This window comes from Streptomyces sp. 5-10, from assembly GCF_014712245.1.
GTDB classification, from domain to species: Bacteria; Actinomycetota; Actinomycetes; order Streptomycetales; family Streptomycetaceae; genus Streptomyces; species Streptomyces violaceusniger.
This window is the reverse complement of the sequence record NZ_JACVYG010000001.1, coordinates 52,374-70,254: the sequence shown is the minus strand read 5'-3', so window position 1 is coordinate 70,254 and position 17,881 is coordinate 52,374. Positions and strand designations below refer to the sequence as shown.

19 protein-coding genes are annotated in these 17,881 nt (G+C 71.4%); 4 read left to right on the top strand and 15 right to left on the bottom strand.

Annotated elements, in window-relative coordinates; genetic code table 11:
• Positions 1 to 154 precede the first annotated feature (154 nt).
• From IEJ02_RS00345 to IEJ02_RS00335, 3 genes are all read right to left on the bottom strand, one after another.
• The gene (locus IEJ02_RS00345; RefSeq protein ID WP_223863179.1) at positions 155 to 403 is read right to left on the bottom strand and encodes a hypothetical protein; all 249 of its coding nucleotides are present in this window, start codon (positions 401 to 403) and stop codon (positions 155 to 157) included.
• A gap of 172 nt (positions 404 to 575) precedes the next feature.
• Positions 576 to 1,856 carry a metal-dependent hydrolase family protein gene (locus IEJ02_RS00340; protein ID WP_191062771.1) on the bottom strand — a complete coding sequence of 427 codons (1,281 nt, stop codon included), beginning with the start codon at positions 1,854 to 1,856 and terminating at the stop codon, positions 576 to 578.
• Positions 1,853 to 2,953: an aminotransferase class V-fold PLP-dependent enzyme gene (locus IEJ02_RS00335; RefSeq protein ID WP_223863178.1), complete on the bottom strand. Its 1,101-nt coding sequence runs from the start codon at positions 2,951 to 2,953 to the stop codon at positions 1,853 to 1,855. The genes IEJ02_RS00340 and IEJ02_RS00335 overlap by 4 nt, the downstream gene beginning before the upstream one ends.
• Before the next feature lie 240 nt (positions 2,954 to 3,193).
• Here IEJ02_RS00335 and IEJ02_RS00330 point away from each other — a divergent pair, with 240 nt between their 5' ends.
• The 3 genes from IEJ02_RS00330 to IEJ02_RS00320 all read left to right on the top strand — a co-directional run bounded on the left by IEJ02_RS00330 (position 3,194) and on the right by IEJ02_RS00320 (position 5,571).
• The gene (locus IEJ02_RS00330) at positions 3,194 to 3,436 is read left to right on the top strand and encodes a DUF3311 domain-containing protein (RefSeq protein WP_182472965.1); all 243 of its coding nucleotides are present in this window, start codon (positions 3,194 to 3,196) and stop codon (positions 3,434 to 3,436) included.
• Between the two features lie 9 nt (positions 3,437 to 3,445).
• On the top strand, positions 3,446 to 4,951 hold the full coding sequence (locus IEJ02_RS00325; RefSeq protein WP_191062769.1) for a sodium:solute symporter family protein: 1,506 nt from the start codon (positions 3,446 to 3,448) through the stop codon (positions 4,949 to 4,951).
• Positions 4,952 to 5,034: 83 nt separating this feature from the next.
• Positions 5,035 to 5,571: a helix-turn-helix domain-containing protein gene (locus IEJ02_RS00320; protein WP_182472967.1), complete on the top strand. Its 537-nt coding sequence runs from the start codon at positions 5,035 to 5,037 to the stop codon at positions 5,569 to 5,571.
• 24 nt (positions 5,572 to 5,595) lie between these two features.
• On the opposite strand, the gene IEJ02_RS00315 is transcribed toward IEJ02_RS00320, so the two are convergent.
• From IEJ02_RS00315 to IEJ02_RS00260, 12 genes are all read right to left on the bottom strand, one after another.
• Positions 5,596 to 6,819 carry an alpha-D-ribose 1-methylphosphonate 5-triphosphate diphosphatase gene (locus tag IEJ02_RS00315; RefSeq protein ID WP_191062768.1) on the bottom strand — a complete coding sequence of 408 codons (1,224 nt, stop codon included), beginning with the start codon at positions 6,817 to 6,819 and terminating at the stop codon, positions 5,596 to 5,598.
• A complete protein-coding gene (locus IEJ02_RS00310) occupies positions 6,816 to 7,628 on the bottom strand; it encodes an ATP-binding cassette domain-containing protein (RefSeq protein ID WP_223863177.1) in 813 nt (270 codons plus the stop codon). Before IEJ02_RS00310 ends, IEJ02_RS00315 begins: the two co-directional genes overlap by 4 nt.
• 5 nt (positions 7,629 to 7,633) lie before the next feature.
• Positions 7,634 to 8,494, bottom strand: coding sequence for an ATP-binding cassette domain-containing protein (locus IEJ02_RS00305; RefSeq protein WP_191062767.1), 861 nt, complete (start codon positions 8,492 to 8,494; stop codon positions 7,634 to 7,636).
• Positions 8,491 to 9,462 carry an alpha-D-ribose 1-methylphosphonate 5-phosphate C-P-lyase PhnJ gene (locus IEJ02_RS00300; protein ID WP_191062766.1) on the bottom strand — a complete coding sequence of 324 codons (972 nt, stop codon included), beginning with the start codon at positions 9,460 to 9,462 and terminating at the stop codon, positions 8,491 to 8,493. Before IEJ02_RS00300 ends, IEJ02_RS00305 begins: the two co-directional genes overlap by 4 nt.
• Positions 9,459 to 10,640, bottom strand: coding sequence for a carbon-phosphorus lyase complex subunit PhnI (locus tag IEJ02_RS00295; protein WP_191062765.1), 1,182 nt, complete (start codon positions 10,638 to 10,640; stop codon positions 9,459 to 9,461). Before IEJ02_RS00295 ends, IEJ02_RS00300 begins: the two co-directional genes overlap by 4 nt.
• Positions 10,637 to 11,716, bottom strand: a complete 1,080-nt coding sequence (locus IEJ02_RS00290; protein ID WP_191062764.1) for a carbon-phosphorus lyase complex subunit PhnI — start codon at positions 11,714 to 11,716, stop codon at positions 10,637 to 10,639. Before IEJ02_RS00290 ends, IEJ02_RS00295 begins: the two co-directional genes overlap by 4 nt.
• A gap of 2 nt (positions 11,717 to 11,718) precedes the next feature.
• Entirely contained in the window at positions 11,719 to 12,390 is a 672-nt protein-coding gene (phnH, locus tag IEJ02_RS00285) for a phosphonate C-P lyase system protein PhnH (protein WP_191062763.1), read from the bottom strand.
• Entirely contained in the window at positions 12,387 to 12,827 is a 441-nt protein-coding gene (gene phnG / locus IEJ02_RS00280; RefSeq protein WP_191062762.1) for a phosphonate C-P lyase system protein PhnG, read from the bottom strand. The genes phnH and phnG overlap by 4 nt, the downstream gene beginning before the upstream one ends.
• A 113-nt stretch (positions 12,828 to 12,940) precedes the next feature.
• Positions 12,941 to 13,660 (bottom strand): GntR family transcriptional regulator, encoded by a 720-nt coding sequence (locus IEJ02_RS00275; protein ID WP_317985683.1) that lies wholly within the window; start codon positions 13,658 to 13,660, stop codon positions 12,941 to 12,943.
• A 232-nt stretch (positions 13,661 to 13,892) separates the two neighbouring features.
• Entirely contained in the window at positions 13,893 to 15,671 is a 1,779-nt protein-coding gene (gene phnE, locus IEJ02_RS00270; RefSeq protein ID WP_317985682.1) for a phosphonate ABC transporter, permease protein PhnE, read from the bottom strand.
• A 3-nt stretch (positions 15,672 to 15,674) separates the two neighbouring features.
• Positions 15,675 to 16,532: a phosphonate ABC transporter ATP-binding protein gene (gene phnC / locus IEJ02_RS00265; protein WP_317985681.1), complete on the bottom strand. Its 858-nt coding sequence runs from the start codon at positions 16,530 to 16,532 to the stop codon at positions 15,675 to 15,677.
• Positions 16,529 to 17,467, bottom strand: coding sequence for a phosphate/phosphite/phosphonate ABC transporter substrate-binding protein (locus IEJ02_RS00260; protein WP_191062760.1), 939 nt, complete (start codon positions 17,465 to 17,467; stop codon positions 16,529 to 16,531). Before IEJ02_RS00260 ends, phnC begins: the two co-directional genes overlap by 4 nt.
• A 146-nt stretch (positions 17,468 to 17,613) precedes the next feature.
• On the opposite strand from IEJ02_RS00260, the gene IEJ02_RS00255 reads away from it, so the two are divergent.
• Positions 17,614 to 17,880: a LysR substrate-binding domain-containing protein gene (locus IEJ02_RS00255; RefSeq protein ID WP_191062759.1), complete on the top strand. Its 267-nt coding sequence runs from the start codon at positions 17,614 to 17,616 to the stop codon at positions 17,878 to 17,880.
• The last annotated feature ends 1 nt before the right edge of the window (position 17,881 follow it).

Below are 17,881 nucleotides of genomic sequence, written 5' to 3'. Positions count from 1 at the left end.
GTTGGCCTCAGGGGAGGTCTGCCGGTTCGACTGTCGATGCGGTCAGGAGACTAGCATGGTCTGGAATATCAATCCCGCTACTTCTGATTTCTCTAGATAGTTCATCCTTCGGTATTCCGGGCGTGGTTCGTGCGCAACGTCGCCCGGATATGGTTCACTTCGCGAGCCGTCCGCCCGCCCGGCGGCGAGCGGCGTCGCCGCGCCGCTGCCGGTTGTGCTCGGCGAACCACGCGCTCCACACCCTCAGGTCCCAGTGCATGACGCCGTTGATCATGCGCGGGGTCGGGTGGCCGTTCTCCTCGCGATCCCGCCACATCCTGGACAGGGGACCCCGGGTGTAGCCGGTGTGCTCCATGAGGTCGTGGCGGTTGGCGAACTGGCGGCCGTCGATGGTCTCCATCATCTGCTCCGTACCGTGGACTGCTCGGCCAGGTGCACAGGTTAGGCAAGGGAGACGGGGGAGGGCATGGGCGCGAGCCCCATAAGGAAGGCGGCCCTTGTGGGGGTTGAGGGAGAAGCGGCAAGGGCCGGTGGCGCGCTTGTCCGGTTGTCTCCGAAGGCGGGCGCGCGGGTTCCTACTCTCCCGTGGTGTGACGGCCCGCCCCGGCTTCGAGCCTGCGCCGGATTCGGTCGCGCGCCTCGGCGTCACCGGTGTCGAGGGTCGTGTCACGTATTGGGTGTGGGCGGCCGGCGGCCATGACGAAGCCGGGCTTGTGGAGGCCGGCGATGTCCTGGGTGGGGTCGCCGTCGACGGCGATCAGGTCGGCGTTCAGACCGGGCGCCAGTCGGCCGGTGACGTCTTTCAGGCCGCAGGCTTCGGCGGCGACGTCGGTCGCGCTGGCGATCACCTGGCGGTGGTTCATTCCGGCGTCGAGGTAGACCTCCAGGCAGTCGGCGTAGCGTTCGAAGTGGACGAGCGGGATGCCGGCGTCGGTGCCGGCGACCACGATGGCGTCCAGGGCGATGAGCTCGCGGAGATTGCCGATGACGGAGTCCCGCTCGTCCCAAGGACACATGTAATGTTCGGCGGTGCAGGCGGTGTTCATCGCGGGGCTGACGATGACGCCCCGTTCGATGATCATGGCTGCGATACGAGGGTCGAATCGGGTGCCGGTCTGGGTGACCCAGCCGCAGTGTTCGATGCAGTCGACACCCGCGAGGACGGCCCGTTCGATGCCTTCGACGCCGAGTACGTGTGTGGTCACGGGCAGGCCGTGGGCATGGGCCTCGGTGACGAGGGCGGTGAGTTCGTCAAGGGAGTAACGGGTCTGGGACGGGTGGCTGCCGGGTGTCATGAACCCGCCTGTGGTCATGACCTTGATCAGGTCCACCCCTTGTTCGGCGTGCTCACGTACCCGTTCCCGTATCTGGTCGACGCCGTCGGCGACACCGCCCATGGACCAGGCATGGCCGCCTGCCACGGTGATCGGCGCGTTCGCGACCAGCATCCGGGGGGTGGCGTGGGTGAGTGTGGTGAGCCGATCGCGTATCTCGGTTCCCAGAGTGCCGGGTGCCCCGAGGTCGCGGGCGGTGGTGACGCCGGCGTCGAGCAGCCGCCGTGCGTTGGCCACCATCGTCCGGCGCAAGTCGTCCTGGTCCGAGGAGATCCCCACGAGCAGACCGCTCGAGGTCGGATCCTGGCACAGGTGCACATGGCAGTCGATGAGCCCGGGCATCAAGGTGGTGTCCCCGAGGTCGGTGACCGTCTCGGCCGTGCTCGCCCAGGCCGGTGCGGAGCCGCGGGGTCCGGCGTAGGCGATCGTGTCGTCCTCGACGCACACCACCGCGTCGTGGATCAGCGGTGCGGAGGACTCGGTCAGAAGTCTGGCAGCCGTGAGGGTGGTACGGGTGGTCACGACTGCCTCCGGTAGTCCTTGATCGCCGCGCACAGGCGGTCGATGTCGTCGCTGGTGTTGTAGTAGTGGAAGGCGACGCGCAGGTTCGATCCGCGCGGTGCGGTGACGATCCGGCGGGTGGCCAGGAAGGCCGCCAAGGTGTCCGGGTCGGTGTCGGCCACCGCGACCTGCGGTCCGGGCCGGGCACCGGGGGCCGACGGGCTCAGCGTCTCGCCCGCCACGGTCAGCCGGGCACCGGCTTCGGCGACCAGGTTCTCGACGTGTTCCCACCGGGTGGCCGGGTCGACCTGGTTGAGTGTCTCGATTCCGGCCCGCGCCGCGTACACCGAGGGGATGGCGAGCGTACCGGATTCGAAGCGGCGGGCCTCCTCGGGGAAATCGAGGCCGGTCGGATCGAAGTCGAACGGGTTGGGGCGTCCGAACCAGCCGGTCATCCGTGGCGGATGCTGGTCCGTGACACCGGACCGGGCGAAGAGCGCGGCGATCCCGGCAAGGCCCAGCATGTACTTCAGCGTGCCGAAGACGAGGTAGTCACAGTCGATCTCGGCCACGTCGATCGGGACCACGCCGGCCGCCTGGTAGGCATCGACCAGCACGCGCGCCCCCACCGCACGCGCGTGTTTGGCGATCTCGTTGACCGGCTGGAGGGATCCGTTCGTGTACAGGGCCAGCGGGACGGACACCAGCCGGGTGCTGTCGTCGATTTGGGCGCGGTAGGCCTCCACCACACCCAGTGTGCGCATCGCCTCCTGGCCGACCCACCGGACCTCGCCGGGCCCCGGACGCCGGGCGTGCAGCACCTGACCGACGCTGGGGAACTCCGCGGCCATCGAGACGATCACACCGCCTCCGGCGAAGTCCACCGCGTTGGCCACCTGGAAGGCGCCGTGCGATGCGGAAGGCACGAGGGCGACCTCGCTGGTGGACGCGTTGAGAAAGCCTGCCACCGCGGTGCGTAGCCGCTCCACCTCCACCATCCAGTCACCCCACGGCGCGCCCTGATCGCGCAGCGCGTAGGCCATTTCGGCCAGTGCCGTGGTGACACCGGCGGAGATGGCGCCCTGACTGCACGAGGCCAGGTGGGTGGTGTCGACCATGCTGGGGAACTGTGCCCGAAACCGGTCGGGATCCATGAGTCTCCTCCGTGAGCAACGCTCTACAAGTTTCAGCCACAGTGAACACGCGTCAGCGTGGCTGCGCAATACCGAGGAGATATCCGCGTCCGAAGGGTTGACGGTGCGCCGTGCGTCACTCACATTGATGCAAATTCATCTCGGCTGAACACGTAGGCGGCGTTCGGTCAAGCCGAGTCAAGGCCATGTGCTGATCGGAGTAGCATGTCTAGACCACCAACCCCCGTGGCCGGGTCCACCCCCCGGCGCCGCTGGCACTGGCTCCTGCTGGCGGTCCCGCCCGTGTGGTGCATCGGCGTGATTCCCCTGGTCAACCGCGTCGACTACGTCCTTGGCTCGATCCCGTTCCTGCTGGTGTGGATGACACTCGGCGTCCTGATCGGATCGGCTGCCCTTGCGGGCGTCTACCTCGTCGACCGCTCCCGCGGCGACGCGGACCGGGTCTAGGAGCGCGGCATGGCACTTTTTCTAGCCTTCGTGATCGCGGTCGGCTCCATCGTGTGGGGAGCCGTGGCATCCGCCCGCGGCCGGACGATGAACATGCAGGAGTGGTCCGTGGGCGGGCGGCGCTTCGGCACCCTGCTGTTCTGGTTCCTGCTCGTCGGGGAAACGTTCACCACGTCCGCGCTGCTCGGCGCGTCTCAGGGAGTCTTCAGCAACGGCGCGCCCGGCTTCTTCGTCCTCGGCACCGTGGTCCTCAATGCCACGGTCGGCTACTGGATGGTCCCCAAGATCTGGCGCGCGGGTAAGCGGCGTGGGTTGGTGACCATGGCGGACTACTTCACCGCGCGGTTCGAGGCGCCGTGGTTCGGTGGCCTGATCGCCGTGTTCGGCATCGTGGTCCTGCTGCTCTACGGCCAGTTGCAGCTGACCGGACTGGGCCTCATCCTGGGCAGCCTGTTCGGTACCGGGGTGCCGACGGTCGCCTACGTCGTGGCCGGCGGTGTCCTGGTGGCCGCGTTCGTCCTGGTCGGAGGCATGCGCAGTGCCGCCTACACGGCGATCGTCAAGGACGTTCTCCTGGTCGTGGTCCTGATCGTGATCGCCGTCGGCGCGGCGAAGGCGGCCGGCGTCCACGGCCTGCCGGGCATCTTCGACGGCGTCAAGCATGCCCACCCCGCCGCGGCCACTCTCCCGGGAATCCTCGGAGGCGCCGCGACGAACACCTGGTGGTGGATGAGCTTCCTGCTGCTCACTCCGCTGGGCGCCTTCGCCCTGCCCCATGTGTTCCAGGTGTCCTACAGCGCCAAGGACGTGACGACGATCCGCCGCAACCAGGTGATCCAGCCGTTGTACTCGCTGTTCTACGTCCTGATCATCGTCATCGCGTTCGCCGCGCTGCTCGCGCTGCCGCACCTGGCCGACCACCAGGCCAACCAGTCTCTGCTCCTGTTCGTACAGGAGAAGTATCCGGACTGGGTCATCGGGGTTCTCGGAGGCGTGGGCATCCTCGTGGCACTCGTGCCCACCGCGGTGCTCATGCTCGCGGCCAGCACCCTGCTGAGCAGCAACCTGATCGGCGCGGTATCGCCACGGTGGTCCTCGTCGCTGCCGCTGACCCGGTTCGGTGTGATCGTGTTCACCGGCCTGTCGGTGCTCCTGGCCGCCACCAGCAACGACCAGTTGCTCACCGTCATGACCAGCGTGTACAGCGCTGTCGGCCAGTTGGCACCCGCGTTGTTCCTGTCCATGATGTGGCGACGGGTCACCGCACAGGGACTGGCCGCCGGTGCCATCTGCGGCGGGCTGATCGTCGGCGTCCCCGACCTGGGCTCAACCGTGCTCCATCTCGTTCCCGCCGGCACGGTCGTCGGCCTGCCCGCTCTTATCATCAACCTCATCGTGACGGTCGCGGTCACCCTGGCTACCGCGCCTCCCTCGGACACCGCGATCGATGTCGGGATCGAAGAAGGGACGCCCACGGACCCGCGAGGAACCAAGCAAGCCAGCCTCGCCGGGTAACCCGAGGGGTTCCGGTCCCGGTCGCGTGTGCCGGGCTCTCCGCCCGGCACACGCGACCGAGGGCCGTACTGGATAATGATGCCGTGGCCGTGACAAGGATCCGTGAATACCGCACCCTCCGGGGCATGACCGTCCGGGAACTCGCCGACCGCGCCGGGGTGTCCACCGGTCTGATCAGCCAGGTTGAGCGTGGTGTCACCGATCCCAGCCTGGAAACGATGCGACGGATCGCCGAGGCCCTCGACACCCCCTTGTTCAATCTGTTCCAGGAGGGGGACCAGCAGACGGTCGCCGTCATCCGCCGCGACGACCGGTACCGGATCTCCTCGCCCCACCACGCCATCACCTACACCCGTGCCTCACCGGGCGGAGCAAGACTGGAAGTCCTCGAAGGGTCACTCGAGCCCGGTGCCGTCTCCTCCGACACCCCCCGATCACACCCCTCGGAGGAGTGCGTAGTCGTCCTCACCGGTCGGCTCACGGTCCAGGTGGGCGACCAGACCCACGTACTGAAGGCCGGAGACAGCTGCCACTTCGACTCCAACATTCCCCACCGCTTTCGCAACGAGAGCAGGAGCACCGTTCGCTTCATGCTCAGCATCACGCCACCCAGCTACTGACTCCCGGCCCGGGCGCGCCGCACGTCACCGTCCCGCGGACTTCAGCAGCCGGGCCACGGAGACCGGAGCGCCGTCGGCGTCCCGGGACTCCTCGGCGAGCAGGGACATCCGTACGGTGGACCGGCCGCCCTCGGTGCTGACGACGACGAGGTCGGCGCGCAGCCCCGGGACGAGGGCTCCCCGATCGGCGAGCCCCGCGGTGCGCGCGGCGCCCGAGGTGATGAGCGCCACCGCGGTGTGCAGCGGCACCACCCCGCGCTCCGCCAGGCGCAGTACGGCCGCCAGCAGGGCGGTGGGCATGTAGTCACTGGACAGGTTGTCCACCAGCCCTTCGGCGATCAGGGCCTCGGCGCCGACGTTGCCGCTGTGCGACCCGCCGCGCAGCACGTTGGGGGCACCGGCGACGACCGGCATCCCGGCGTCCTGGGCGGCGCGGGCCGCCTCGCGGGTGGTGGGGAACTCGGCGACGGCGGCGCCCGCGGCCCGTACCCCGGCGAGCTCTTCCGCGCTCTCCACGTCGTGGGCGAGCAGCCGGATCCGCCCCGCGCGCGCCTCCTGGCCGAGGTGGGCGAGGGTGCGGACGCGCTGGGGGATGCCGTCGGCGCGTTCGTCGATGCGGTGGCGAATGAACCGGTCGGCCTCCTCGGCGGACAGGTGCTCCTGCTGCTGGATCACCGTCCGGTACGCGTCCAGGTTCCGGTACTGGCCCTGGCCGGGGGTGTGGTCCTCGTAGGAGACCAGTGGCGGCACGTCGGTGGTGTGCGGCTGCCGCGCGAGGGCCTCCTGGAGGGCGTCCAGCGCGTCGGCGTCGCGGGCGTCGAGGCGGTGCAGCAGCCGGTGGTCGACCAGGCCGACACCGGCCGCGGCCCGTTCCCGCACGGCTGCGGCGAGCGCCAGTGAGCGCTCGACGGTGCGGTCCTTGCCGGCGTTGGTCTGATAGCTGACCGCGTGGTGCATCGTGGTGATGCCGGCGGCGCGGACCCGGCCCTCGAAGCTCAGGACGGCGAACCCCGGCTCGAACTCCACGGTGGGGCGGGGGCGTTGCTCCTTCTCCAGAGCGTCGCTGTGGGTGTCGACGATGCCCGGCAGCAGCAGGGCGCCACCGAGGTCGACGGCTCCGGCCGGGACCGCACCCGGGACGACGGGGGCGACGTCGGTGATCCGGCCGTCGTCCACCACGACGAGGGCGTCGTCGAGGGTGCGGTCGGGGAGCACGGCCCGGGCGTGCGCGAACACATAGTGGCTCATCGGGCCACCTCCAGCGGCAGGTTCGGATCGCGCAGGATGTCCCCGGGGGCGCCGGTGGCCAGCACCCGGCCGCCGCCGAGCACCACCACACGGGTGGCGAGGCGCTCGATGGCGTCCAGGTCGTGGAAGACGGACAGGACGGCGGTGCCGGTCTCCTCCAGGCGGGCGATCAGGTCCAGGACCGCGGCGCGGTTGGCCGGGTCGAGGGCGGAGACGGGCTCGTCGAGCAGCAGCAACCGGGGCGGCGCGATGGTGCCCGCGGCGATGTTGACGCGCTGCTTCTGGCCTCCGGACAGGACGGTGGCGTGCATGTCCCACAGGTGTTCGGCGATGGCCACCTGACGCAGCGCGGTGGCGGCGGCCTCCTGGGCGTCGGCCCGGTCCATGCCACGTGCGACACCGGCCGAGGCGACGATGGAGATCACCGAGCGGCGCGGCTGGGGGCGCAGGAACTGCGAGACGTAGCCGATCTCGTGGCCGCGCAGTTCGGCGGCCTCGGCGTCGGGCAGTGCGGCCACGTCGAGGAGCGCACCGTTCGCGGTACGGAACCAGATGTGGCCGGAGCCGGTCAGATAGGTGCGGTACACGCAGCGCAGCAGGGTGGACTTGCCGGCGCCCGAGGTGCCGGCCAGGGCGACGTGCTCGCCGGGCCGGACGTCGAGGTCGACGCCGTACAGGGCGTCGACGGTCCGGCCGTCGATGGTGTGCAGGGTGAAGTCCTTGCGCAGCCCGCGCACCGACAGGACGGTGTCGCCGGGCACGTCCGTGGGAACGGTGGGCCGGGTGGGGGCCATGACGGGGGTTGTCATCGCGGTCATCCTCGGGCCGCCGCGACGAGTTGCTGGCTGTAGGGGTGCTGGGGGTCTTCCAGGAGCTGGTCGGTGAGGCCGGACTCGACCACCCGGCCGTGCTTCATGACCAGCACCCTGCGGGTGAGCATGTCGATGACGCCGAAGTCGTGGGAGACGACGACGGCGGCCACCCCGGTCTCCTCCAACAGACCGCGCAGCAGGTCGAGCACGCCCGCGGCGACGGAGGCGTCGAGTCCGGTGGTCGGCTCGTCCAGGAGCAGCACCGGCGGGTCGTTGGCGAGGGCCTTGGCGATCTGTACGCGCTGGCGCATCCCACCGGAGAAGGTGCGGACCAGGTCGTCCATCCGGCTGAGCGGGACCTCGACCCGGTCCAGGAGTTCGGCCGCGCGCCGCCGGATGTCACCGTAAGAGCGCCAGCCGACCGCCGTGAGCGGGTCAGCGATGTTGCCGCCGGCGGTCACATCCAGGTTGAGCCCGGCGGCCGGGTCCTGGTAGACGGCGGCGATGTCCTTGAGGCGGAGCCGGCGCCGGGCCGACGGCAGGAGGTCGCACAGGTTGACGGTGCCGTCGGCGACGGAGCGCAGCGCGATGGCGCCGGTGGTGGCCGCCTCGTCGCCGGCGATGCAGCGCATCACGGTGGACTTGCCCGAGCCGGACTCGCCGATGATGCCGAGGGCCTCACCGGGCGCCACGTCGAAGGAGACGTCCCAGGCGGCCACGACCGCGCCCGTCGCGGGTGAGACGGCGGTGCCGTGCTCCGGTCCGGTGCCGGTCAGGGAGGCGGGTGACGGGTCTCCGTAGACGCGGCCGAGGCCGGTCACCTTCAGGGCCCAGGGGAGCGCCTGCGGGGTGTGCGTGCTCATGCGGTTTCTTCCTGTTCTCCTGTGGTGCGCCGCAGTGCCGCGCGGGCCAGGTCGGCCGGCCGCCCGGCGACGTCGGCGGGGGCGTCGCCGGTACGGCGCCGGGTGCAGAAGTCGGTGTCCGAGCACACCCAGGTGCTGAACCTGTCGTCCTCGCCCGGCTCCTGGATGAGGTAGGTGTCGTCGGAGCCGCACAGCCGGCAGGCGGCGCCGGGGGTGTACTCGACCTCGAAGGGCCGGTCGTCGAAGGTGAGGGGTACGACCCGGGTGTGCGGGGGGACGGCCATCAGCCGCTTCTCGCGGCCGGCCGAGAGGACGGTGATCGCCTCGGAGTGGTTCATCTTCGGCACGTCCCAGCGCGGGATCGGGCTCGGCGTCATCACATACCGGCCCTCCACGAACACGGGGTAGCCGGCCGCCGCCGTGATCAGGCCGTTGTGGACGATGTCCTCATACAGCCGCACCCACATCTTGGCGTAGTCCGCCTCGGCATGCATGCGGCGCTGCTCGTCCATCTCGCGCACGATGCCGAACAGCGGCTCGGCGCCGGGCACCTGGAGGACGAGTACCTGGCCGTCGGTGAGGGGCTGTTCGGGGATGCGGTGCCGCGACTGGATGATGTCGGCGGCGCGGGTGTCGGTCTCCTCGGCACAGCCCGTCTGCTGGGTGATCAGCCGGCGCAGGTTGGAGGCGTTGACGCCGGCGTCCTCGCCCTGGTCGATCACCTTCAGCCGGGTGTCCTCGCCGACCAGGGCGAGGGTGGCCTGGAGGCCACCGGAACCCCAGCCGCGGGCGATGGGCATCTCCCGCGAGCCGTAAGGGACCTGGTAGCCGGGGATGGCGATGCCGCTGAGGATGGTGCGGCGCAGCTCGCGCTTGGACAGTTCGTCGAAGACGCCGGGGCGGGGGTCGGGCCCGGCGAGGTCTCCGGCACGGGAGGTGCCGGTGCGGGGCAGGGGCAGGGTGGTCATGCGGTGTCTCCGGGAGGGTTGGCGTCCTGGTGGGCGGCCTCGGCGCGTTCCAGCACCGAGCGGTACTCCACGTGGTGCGGCAGCTTGAGGTGCTGCACATAGCCGGTGGCGTCCAGGCCGTCGAGGGTCAGCAGGACATCGTGGTGGATGTCGGTGGAGTCCCCGTAGTGGGCCAGCATCAGGTCGAGCCCGGCCGTGGCGATGGCCTTGCGTTCGTTGTGGCCGAAGCAGATGCCGTAACCGACACTGAGGCGGTCGGGCGGTCCACCGGCCCGGGTCAGGCTGTAGAAGCTCTCGACCTCGCTGACCCGTACCTCCGCGGCCACGACCGGGCGGCCGGTGTACGGGTGTGTCACGCGGACCGGCAGGGTGCCGTGGCGCAGATCGCCGGGGATCTCGTGGTCGGGGCGCCAGTCGCAGCCGTACCACCACAGGTGCACCAGCGAGCCGGTGTCGGCGCGCGCCATGGCCTGCAGCCACGCGGACCGAGGGACGCCGGGCCGGGCCGGGCGCCGGGTGATGTCGTACGGATCGGGGTCAGCGGGGTGTTCGGGGAGCGGGGCGACCAGGCCCATCTCACGGAGGACGGCGAGGACATGGCCGGGGGCGCGCTCGACGGCCTCGGGGCCCGCGTCGTCGGGGTCGGGATCGCGCCCGGGGGCGTGGTCGTGCGAGTGGTCGTGGTCGTGCGTGTGGCCGTGTGTGTGGTGGTGGTCGTGGCCTTCGTGGGTGTGCTCGCCACCGTCCGGAGCGGGGGGCTCGTCGATGCCCGGAGCGGGGGATTCGCCCGCGAGGCGGGACCGGCCCTCGTCCTCGGGGAGCAGGTCGAGCAGGCGGCCGGCGTAGTCCAGGGTGCGGCCGAGGACCTGGCCGCCGGGCGGGTTGCGGAAGGCGGAGCTGATCCGGCGCACCACCCGCAGTTCGGAGGTGCGTACCGGTTCGGAAACCGCCAGGCGGGGCAGCGCGGCACGGTGGGCCCGCAGCAGGTGGGCGGCTTCCACCGGGTCGCCCTCCGCCTGGCGCACGGCGCGGGCCGCCAGCTCGGGAGCCCACAGGCCGCCCTCGCCCATCGCCCGGTCCACGGCGAGGTCGAGGCGTTCGGTGAGCTGGTCCAGCTCCAGCCACGCCGGGTATTCGGCGTTGGCGGCGGCCGTGCGGGCGGGGGCGGGGGGATTCATGAGCGTTCCCCCGCGGCTGCCGCCCAGACCGCGCGGATCCGGTCGACGATCGAGCGGAAGTCCACGTAGTGCGGGAGTTTGAGGTGTTCGAGGTAGCCGGCCGCCTCAGGGCCGTCCAGGGCGGTCAGCACTTGCTGCTCCAATCGGTCGGTGACCCCGTCGCGGTGCACCAGCAGGTCCAGGCCCGCCATGGCGAGCGCCTTGGCCTCGTTGTCGCCGAGGCACAGCCCGTAGCCGATGTCGAAGCGGCTGCCGTCCGGGCGGGGCCGGGCGTCGGGACGGACCGTGCGCGCCTCGGTCACCCGGACGCCCGCGACCGTCACCGGGGAGCCGGTGAAGGGGTGCTCGACGCGCAGCGGCAGATGGCCGCGGCGCAGTTCGAGGGGGGTCTCCGGCTGGTCGTGGCGCGGCGCTCGGGTGACCAGGTACCACAGGTGGGTCAGCGAGCCGGTCTCGGCGCGGGCCATCGAGGACAGCCGGGCCGAGCGCGGGGCGCCGGGGCGGGCGGGTGCCCGGGTGATGTCGAAGGGGTGGGGGTCGGTGGCGTCACGGCGGTCGGCCAGCAGCCCGGCGGGCGGGAGCCCGGAGGGCCGCGCGATCGGGTCCGGTGCGGTGACGGGGGCCCCGCTGGTGGCGGGCCTGCGCGGTGGCGGCGGGGTGGCCCGGGACGTGTCCTCGTCGGTGAGGTCGAGGATCCGGGGCGTGTAGTCACCGGTGATGCCCAGGACCTGGCCGCCGGGCGGATTGCGGTGTGCCGGGGCGATCCGGCGCACCGGGCGCAGCGCGGTGGCGGCGACCGGCGAGCTGTAGGCGAGCCGGGGCAGGGTGGAGCGGTGGGCGCGCAGCAGCTGCGCGGCCTCCAGCAGGTCGCCGCGTGACTGCCGGATCGCGCGTGCCGCGCGTTCCGGGGCCCACAGTCCCGCCTCACCCATCACCCGGTCCACGGCCAAGCCCAGCCGTCCGGTGATCTGGTCCAGCTCCAGCCACCGGCTGGATCCGGCGAACCGGTCCCGGTGGACGAGGCGCTCGGCGGCGGCGATGGCCTCCTGGCCGCCGCGTACTCCGGAGTAGCCCATCTCTAGCCCTCCTCCGGACGCCGCACCCGGGTGGTGCGCGGCAGCCCGGCCACCGAACCGTCGGCGGCGGCGAGGAAGAGGTCGACGCCGCGGGGGAACGCCGCGTTGGCCGCCGCGAGCGCGGCGACCGTGTCCGTGGCCAGCCCGCGCACCGCGAGGCGCCGCTCGACGCCGTCCGGGACACCCGGCCCGCTCAGGTGGAGTTCGGTGTCGTGAGGGCCCTGGCCGCCGAGCGCGTCCACCTGGGCGAAGACCCGGGCGCCGGTCTCCGGGTCGAGTGGCGTGCCCCGGTTCAGGGCGGCGATGTCCTCGGGGGTGAGCGGGCGCAGCGCGATCACGGCACGGGCGTCGGCCAGCTCCGCGCGCGGCGCGCTGGTCGCGGCGTACACCGCCTCCGCCCAGGCCGCGGAGTCCGGGTCGGGACCGGTCAGAACGTGCACCGGAACCTCGACGTCGATCAGTCCGCAACCGGCGACGGCGGCGGCCGGCGCCGCGTCGGGGACGGTGAGCCGGCGGACGCGGCCGGGCCGGGCAAGGACATCGAGCAGCGCGGTGAAGTCGCGCTGGGACTGCTGGGACGTGCGGCGCAGGGCGCGGATGCGCTGTGCGTCGGGGGCGCCGGAGGGCGCGCGGTGGGCGGGGGCCAGGGCGGTTCCGGCCGCTCGGTCGATCACGTCAGCTCCTCGAAGACGACGGTGGTGGCGGTGACATCGGCCCACTCGGCGGCGTCCTGGGAGGCGTGTCGCTCGGCGACGGCCGCGCACAGGGCGTCGATCTCGGCGGTGGCGGGGCCGCCGGCCGCGGCGACGGCGTCCAGGAGCGCTCCGGCGAGCGCGGCGACCCGGTCGTCGCCGGGCCGCATGCACCAGCCGGGCACCCCGGCGACATCGACGGAACACTCGGTGACCAGCACTTCACCGAGGTAGAAGCGGGTCTCCTCGATGGGCTCGCGCACCTGGAGGACCACCATGCCGGTCTCGGGGGACTTCAGGACGGTCGGTTCGGGAAGGGCGCCGTCGGCCAGGAGCCGTTCGGCGAGCGGGACGATCTCCTCGTGCGCGGCGGCTGCGAGCAGTTCACAGCGCCGTTCACGAGTCGGTGTCGAAGACACGCGTGTTCTCCTTACTTCCTTGCGGGGTCGCCGCGCGTGCGAGGCTTCGCTCGCGGTCGCGGCCGTAGAGGTGTGGCGGGACGCGGCGGGCCGGCGGCCTCCGGTCCAGGCGGTCAGTCGAGGTCGTCGAGTTCGATGACCAGGCGCAGGCCGTCCGGGCGGGACCAGCCCTCGCTGCACATCAGGGGAGCCCCGGTGCGGGAATCCCGGCTCATGCTCTCCAGCAACCAGACCGGCCGGTTGCGCTCGGCATCCAGTTCTGCCGCCACCTCGGGCGGGGGCAGTACGCTGCTGACCCGGCACCAGGCGCGCACCGGCACAACACCGCACATCTGCCGCAGAATCACATCGAGGGACTCCACGGCTCGCACCGCCGAGCCGAGATCGGGCAGCAGGTCGACCGGGACCCACGCCTGGGTCCAGCCGCTGACCAGGCCGTTGAGATAGGTCTGCGACACGAGCAGATGGGCGGGGCTGCCCTCGCCGCGGCGTAGCCGGTCGGCGTGCTCCGCGCTGAGGCCGACGCGGCGTACATCCCGCACCACGCGGCGGTGCACGCCGCCCGCCTCCTCGATGGTTCGGCTTCCCGACGGGGGCTGGCGCCGCGACAGCAGGTAGTCGATCGGGCGGTTGACGAATGTGCCGGCGCCGCGGACCCGCCGCACCATCAGGCGGCCCTCCAGTTCCTGGAGGGCGGCGCGGGCCGCGGCACGGCTGACGCCGAAGCGCGCGGCGATCTCGTGCTCGCTGGAGACGCGGGTGCCGGCCGGCTGGTCGGCGATCTCGGCCGCGAGTACCTCGGCTATCTCTGCGTACCTGCTCTTCTTGGCCACGCCTTCGACTCTGGAACCCGGAGTTGTCCGTACAAGTGTCCGCACCTCATCGGTCCCCGGCGCGCAAGTGAACAACGGGAACACTTGTTTCGCCTTTCCGGCCGCGTTCCGGCGGCGTCGAGTGGGCGGCGCGGTCCGGGAGGGGGACGGGGAACGACGGCGGCCCGCTCTGTCCGGGACAGAGCGGGCCGTTCGGGTCGGCGTGTGTCTCCACCGGCCTCCGCGCGTCGTGTCAGGCGTACACCTTTCGTACCCATACCGCGAGGCCTTCCACCAGCAGCACGATGGCGAGGACCATCAGCACCACGGTGGTCACCACGCCGAACTCCAGGACCCGGGTGGCGTTGAGCAGGTCGTAGCCGATGCCGCCCGCGCCCACGATGCCGAGCAGGGTGGCCGAGCGGATGTTGACGTCGAGCTGGTACAGCACATGGCCGAGCACGGCGGGCCAGGCACGTGGCAGGATCGCGCCGAAGAAGATCTGGTGCCGCCGGGCGCCGGTGGCCAGCAGGGCGCGTACGGGGCCTGGCTCCACTTCCTCGAGTGAGTCGGCCACCAGCTTGCCGAGCAGCCCGATGGACCCGACGCCGAGTGCCAGTGCCCCGGCCACCGGGCCGAGGCCGGTGACCACGACGAGGACGATGGCCAGGATGAGCTCCGGTATGCCCCGCACACACAGGATCACGGTCCTGAAGAACCGTGCCACGCGCGGCGACCCCACCACGTTCCCCGCCGCCAGCACGCCCAGCAGCACGGCCGGCACCAGGCCGATCAGCGTGCCGGCGAGGGAGATCTGCAACGTGACCCACAGGTCGTCCAGGAGCGTGCCGCCGATTCCACCGGTGCCGGGCGGCAGGAAGTCGCCGAGGGTGGGCAGCAGGGAGTGGGCGGCGCGTGACAGGGCCTGCCAGGAGACACCGGACCGCACGGCGGAGGCCACGACGAGCCCCAGCGCTAGGACCAGCCAGACCGTACGGCGCGCCCGTGCCCCGCTCCACGGCGGGCTGGTCCGCGGGCGGACGGCGGCCGTACCGTCGTCGCCCGCGGGTGCGGTGCGGGACGGAAGGTGTCCGGGCGCGGTGGACTCAGCCGCAAGCGGGCCCTTCACCGTGGTGTTCCGTGCGGCCGGGCCGCGCCACCGCGGGCGGCGGGACCGGGTGGTCACCTCCGGCAGCAGGGTGCGCCGGACGGCGCCGGAAACAGACTCGAACGCGAAACACGTCAGCAGCACCACGAGGGCGAGTGCCATGGCGCGCTGGTAGTCGAGCTGGTTGACGGCGGTGGCGAGGCCGTAGCCGATGCCGCCGACGCCGACGAAGCCGAGTACCACCGATACGCGCAGGTTGATGTCGAGGCGGTGCAGGGCGGTGGCCACCAGGGAGGGCAGTACTTGAGGGAGGACGGCGCCGGTGATCTGCTGGAGCCGGCCGGCGCCTGTCGTCCTGAGCGCGGTGCGCGGACCCTCGTCGATCTGTTCGATGGCGTCGGCGGTGAGTTTTCCGACCATGCCGACGGAGTGCATGCCGAGGGCCACGACGCCGGTCATGCCGCCCAGGCCGAATACCCGGAAGGCGGCGATGGCGAAGACGACGTCGGGCACGGCGCGGCACAGCACGATGATGGCGCGCGCCGTCACCCGGGAGGGTGTGTTGAGTGTGGTGTTGCGGGCGGCGAGGAGAGCCACCGGCACGCTCAGTACGACGGAGAGGGCGGTGCCCGTGATGACGATGGCCAGGGTCTGCCAGAGCAGGCCGAGCAGTTCCGGCGCGGGTGGGAAGTCCAGTGGCAGCATCCGGCTGGAGAAGTCGACGGCGTTGCCCGCGCTGTCGATCAGGGTGGCGATGTTCAGGCGCAGACTGGTGACCGCCCAGATGCCACCGGCCAGACAGATCATCAGGGCGAGCCCGGCCGCCACACCCGGGACACGCGGACGGGCCAGCGTCCGGCGCGCGGTGGCCGGGCCGGACTCGGCGGCGGAGGTGAGCGGGGGGCGCTGGTCAACGGCGGACACGCCTCACCTCGTTCCCGTGTGTGGGACGACCGCCGTGGGGAGAGGTGCGGGGTCGGCGCCGACTTCGGTGTAGAGCCGCATCACTTCGGCGCGGTCGATGTCGCGTGTGGTGAGGTCCATCACCACCTGGCCCTGGCGCAGGCCGATGATCCGGTCGGCCCAGGAGAGGGCCACGTCCACCTGGTGCAGGCTGCACAGGACGGTGAGGCGGCTCTGGTCGGCGACGTCCCTGAGCAGCCGCATGATCTGCGCGGAGGATTCGGGGTCGAGTGAGGCGACGGGCTCGTCGGCGAGCAGCAGTTCGGGACGTTGCATCAGGGACCTGGCGACGGCGACGCGCTGCTGCTGGCCGCCGGAGAGGGTGTCGGCCCGCTGGAAGGCGTGCCCTGCGAGGCCGACGCGCTCGAGGCCGTCGAGGGCGCGCTCGCGGATGGCGCGCGGGTAGGTGAACAGGCCGAGGCGGGGGCCGCGCAGTGAACCGAGTGCCCCGGTGCACACGTTCTCCAGGACGGTGACCCGGCCCACCAGGTGGAACTGCTGGAAGATGAATCCGATCCGGCGGCGCAGCTGCCGCAGTCCGGCGTTCCCGGTGTCGGCCAGGTCGGTGCCGAGTACGGTGCCGGTGCCGGAGGTGGGCCGCTGTAGCCCGTTGAGCTGGGCGAGGAGGGTGGACTTCCCGGAGCCGGACAGGCCCAGGAGCGCGACCACCTCACCGCCCGTGACGTCGAAGGAGACCTGGTCGAGGGCGGTCCGGGCGTCGGGGCCGCTGCCGAACCGCTTGGTGAGGCCGGTGAGCCGGACCACCGGCTGGGCGTGATCCGCTCCGGCCGGGGCCTCGGACCGGGTGTCGAGGGCCGTCACGAGCCGGCCTTGCACTGCGGGTCCCCGGTGGTGGCGCACACCTCGCGAACGGTCTTGTAGTCGGAGTCCTTGGCCGGGACATAACCCCAATAGCCGTAGATGGAGCAGCCGTCGCCCGTGCAGTACCCCTTGGACTTCAGATAGTCGGCGTTGGCCTTCTTGGTGAAGACGTCGGCGAGCTGCCGGCGCAGTGTGCCGCTGAGGTCGGTGGAGACCCCGACCGGGGAGCTGGGGATGAGCGGCGACTTCCACACCACCTTCAGGTCGCCCTTCTTCAGCTTGCCCTTCTGGATCAGCAGCTTGTCGACCATCGTGTTGTCCGCGAAGCCCGCGTCGCAGTCCCCACCGGCCACCGAGAGCGCGGACGCGTCATGGCCGCCCGCCATCACCTTGGTGTACGAGCCGTCCTTCAGCCCGGCCTTCTTCAGCCCAGCGCGGGGGTACAGATAGCCGGAAGTTGAGTTCTCGTCGACGAAGCAGACCTTATGGCCCTTGAAGTCGGACAGGCTGTTGATGTCCTTGTTCCCGCCTCGGGTGATGCCGTACGACCAGTAGCCGGGGGTGCCGCCCTTGGTGAGGAGCTGACGGGCGATGGGCTCCACACCCACCCCGCTCTTCTTGGCGACCACATACGACAGCGGGCCGTAGACCGCGATCTGGGCCTTGTGCGCGCGCTGGGCCTCGATCACGGCGGCGTAGCTGGTCGCCTTCTGCAGGACGACCTTCTTGCCGGTCTCGTCTTCCAGCAGCTTGACGAGCGGCTTGTAGTGCTGGGCCGTCGAGCCGGCGTCCTCGGAGGGAATGACTGCCATCGTCAGGGTGCCGGGGTCTTTGCCGGAGGAGGTGTCACCGGCGGCGCTGCTGCCGCAGGCGGTCAGCACCAGCGGCAGCAGGGTGGCGGCGGCGAGCGCGGAAGGGCGCGGGGGGCGTGACATGAGGATGGTCCTTACGGGTTCTGGGCGGCGGGACACCGCCGGTGGTGCCGTAAGCCTCAGTACCGCGGATGAGTCCCCCCGCCCCACCAAGTGAAGGTCCGCTGAACAACCTCGGATGTGATGCGTGAGTTGGTCGCACAAGCGGGGTGCCGACGGAAGGGCCGGTTCCACTGGTCCTGGAACAGCCCGACGCCGAGCACATCCTGCGTGAGGTCGCGGGCCGTGTCGGCATCGCCGTACTGGACGAGCACCGGGCGCGGAAGCTCTGCCCGCCCGGGGTGCGTGTGCGACGGTTCGTCGAGCCCGTCCCGACCACCACGCTGGTGGTGGCGTGGCGGCCGCGGGCGGGGCACGCATCGGTGGACCGGTTCATCGAGCCGTGCCGGGAGCACCTGGGCCCCGTCGGCCGGTGAC

What these genes read in the sequence shown, in the direction of transcription:
- IEJ02_RS00345 (WP_223863179.1), bottom strand. Translation starts at nt 403, where the DNA reads ATGATGGAGACCATCGACGGCCGCCAGTTCGCCAACCGCCACGACCTC.
- IEJ02_RS00305 (WP_191062767.1), bottom strand. Translation starts at nt 8,494, where the DNA reads ATGAGCACGCACACCCCGCAGGCGCTCCCCTGGGCCCTGAAGGTGACC.
- IEJ02_RS00290 (WP_191062764.1), bottom strand. Translation starts at nt 11,716, where the DNA reads ATGGGCTACTCCGGAGTACGCGGCGGCCAGGAGGCCATCGCCGCCGCC.
- IEJ02_RS00300 (WP_191062766.1), bottom strand. Translation starts at nt 9,462, where the DNA reads ATGACCACCCTGCCCCTGCCCCGCACCGGCACCTCCCGTGCCGGAGAC.
- IEJ02_RS00260 (WP_191062760.1), bottom strand. Translation starts at nt 17,467, where the DNA reads ATGTCACGCCCCCCGCGCCCTTCCGCGCTCGCCGCCGCCACCCTGCTG.
- IEJ02_RS00335 (WP_223863178.1), bottom strand. Translation starts at nt 2,953, where the DNA reads ATGGTCGACACCACCCACCTGGCCTCGTGCAGTCAGGGCGCCATCTCC.
- IEJ02_RS00310 (WP_223863177.1), bottom strand. Translation starts at nt 7,628, where the DNA reads ATGACAACCCCCGTCATGGCCCCCACCCGGCCCACCGTTCCCACGGAC.
- IEJ02_RS00325 (WP_191062769.1), top strand. Translation starts at nt 3,446, where the DNA reads ATGGCACTTTTTCTAGCCTTCGTGATCGCGGTCGGCTCCATCGTGTGG.
- IEJ02_RS00295 (WP_191062765.1), bottom strand. Translation starts at nt 10,640, where the DNA reads ATGAATCCCCCCGCCCCCGCCCGCACGGCCGCCGCCAACGCCGAATAC.
- IEJ02_RS00315 (WP_191062768.1), bottom strand. Translation starts at nt 6,819, where the DNA reads ATGAGCCACTATGTGTTCGCGCACGCCCGGGCCGTGCTCCCCGACCGC.
- IEJ02_RS00330 (WP_182472965.1), top strand. Translation starts at nt 3,194, where the DNA reads ATGTCTAGACCACCAACCCCCGTGGCCGGGTCCACCCCCCGGCGCCGC.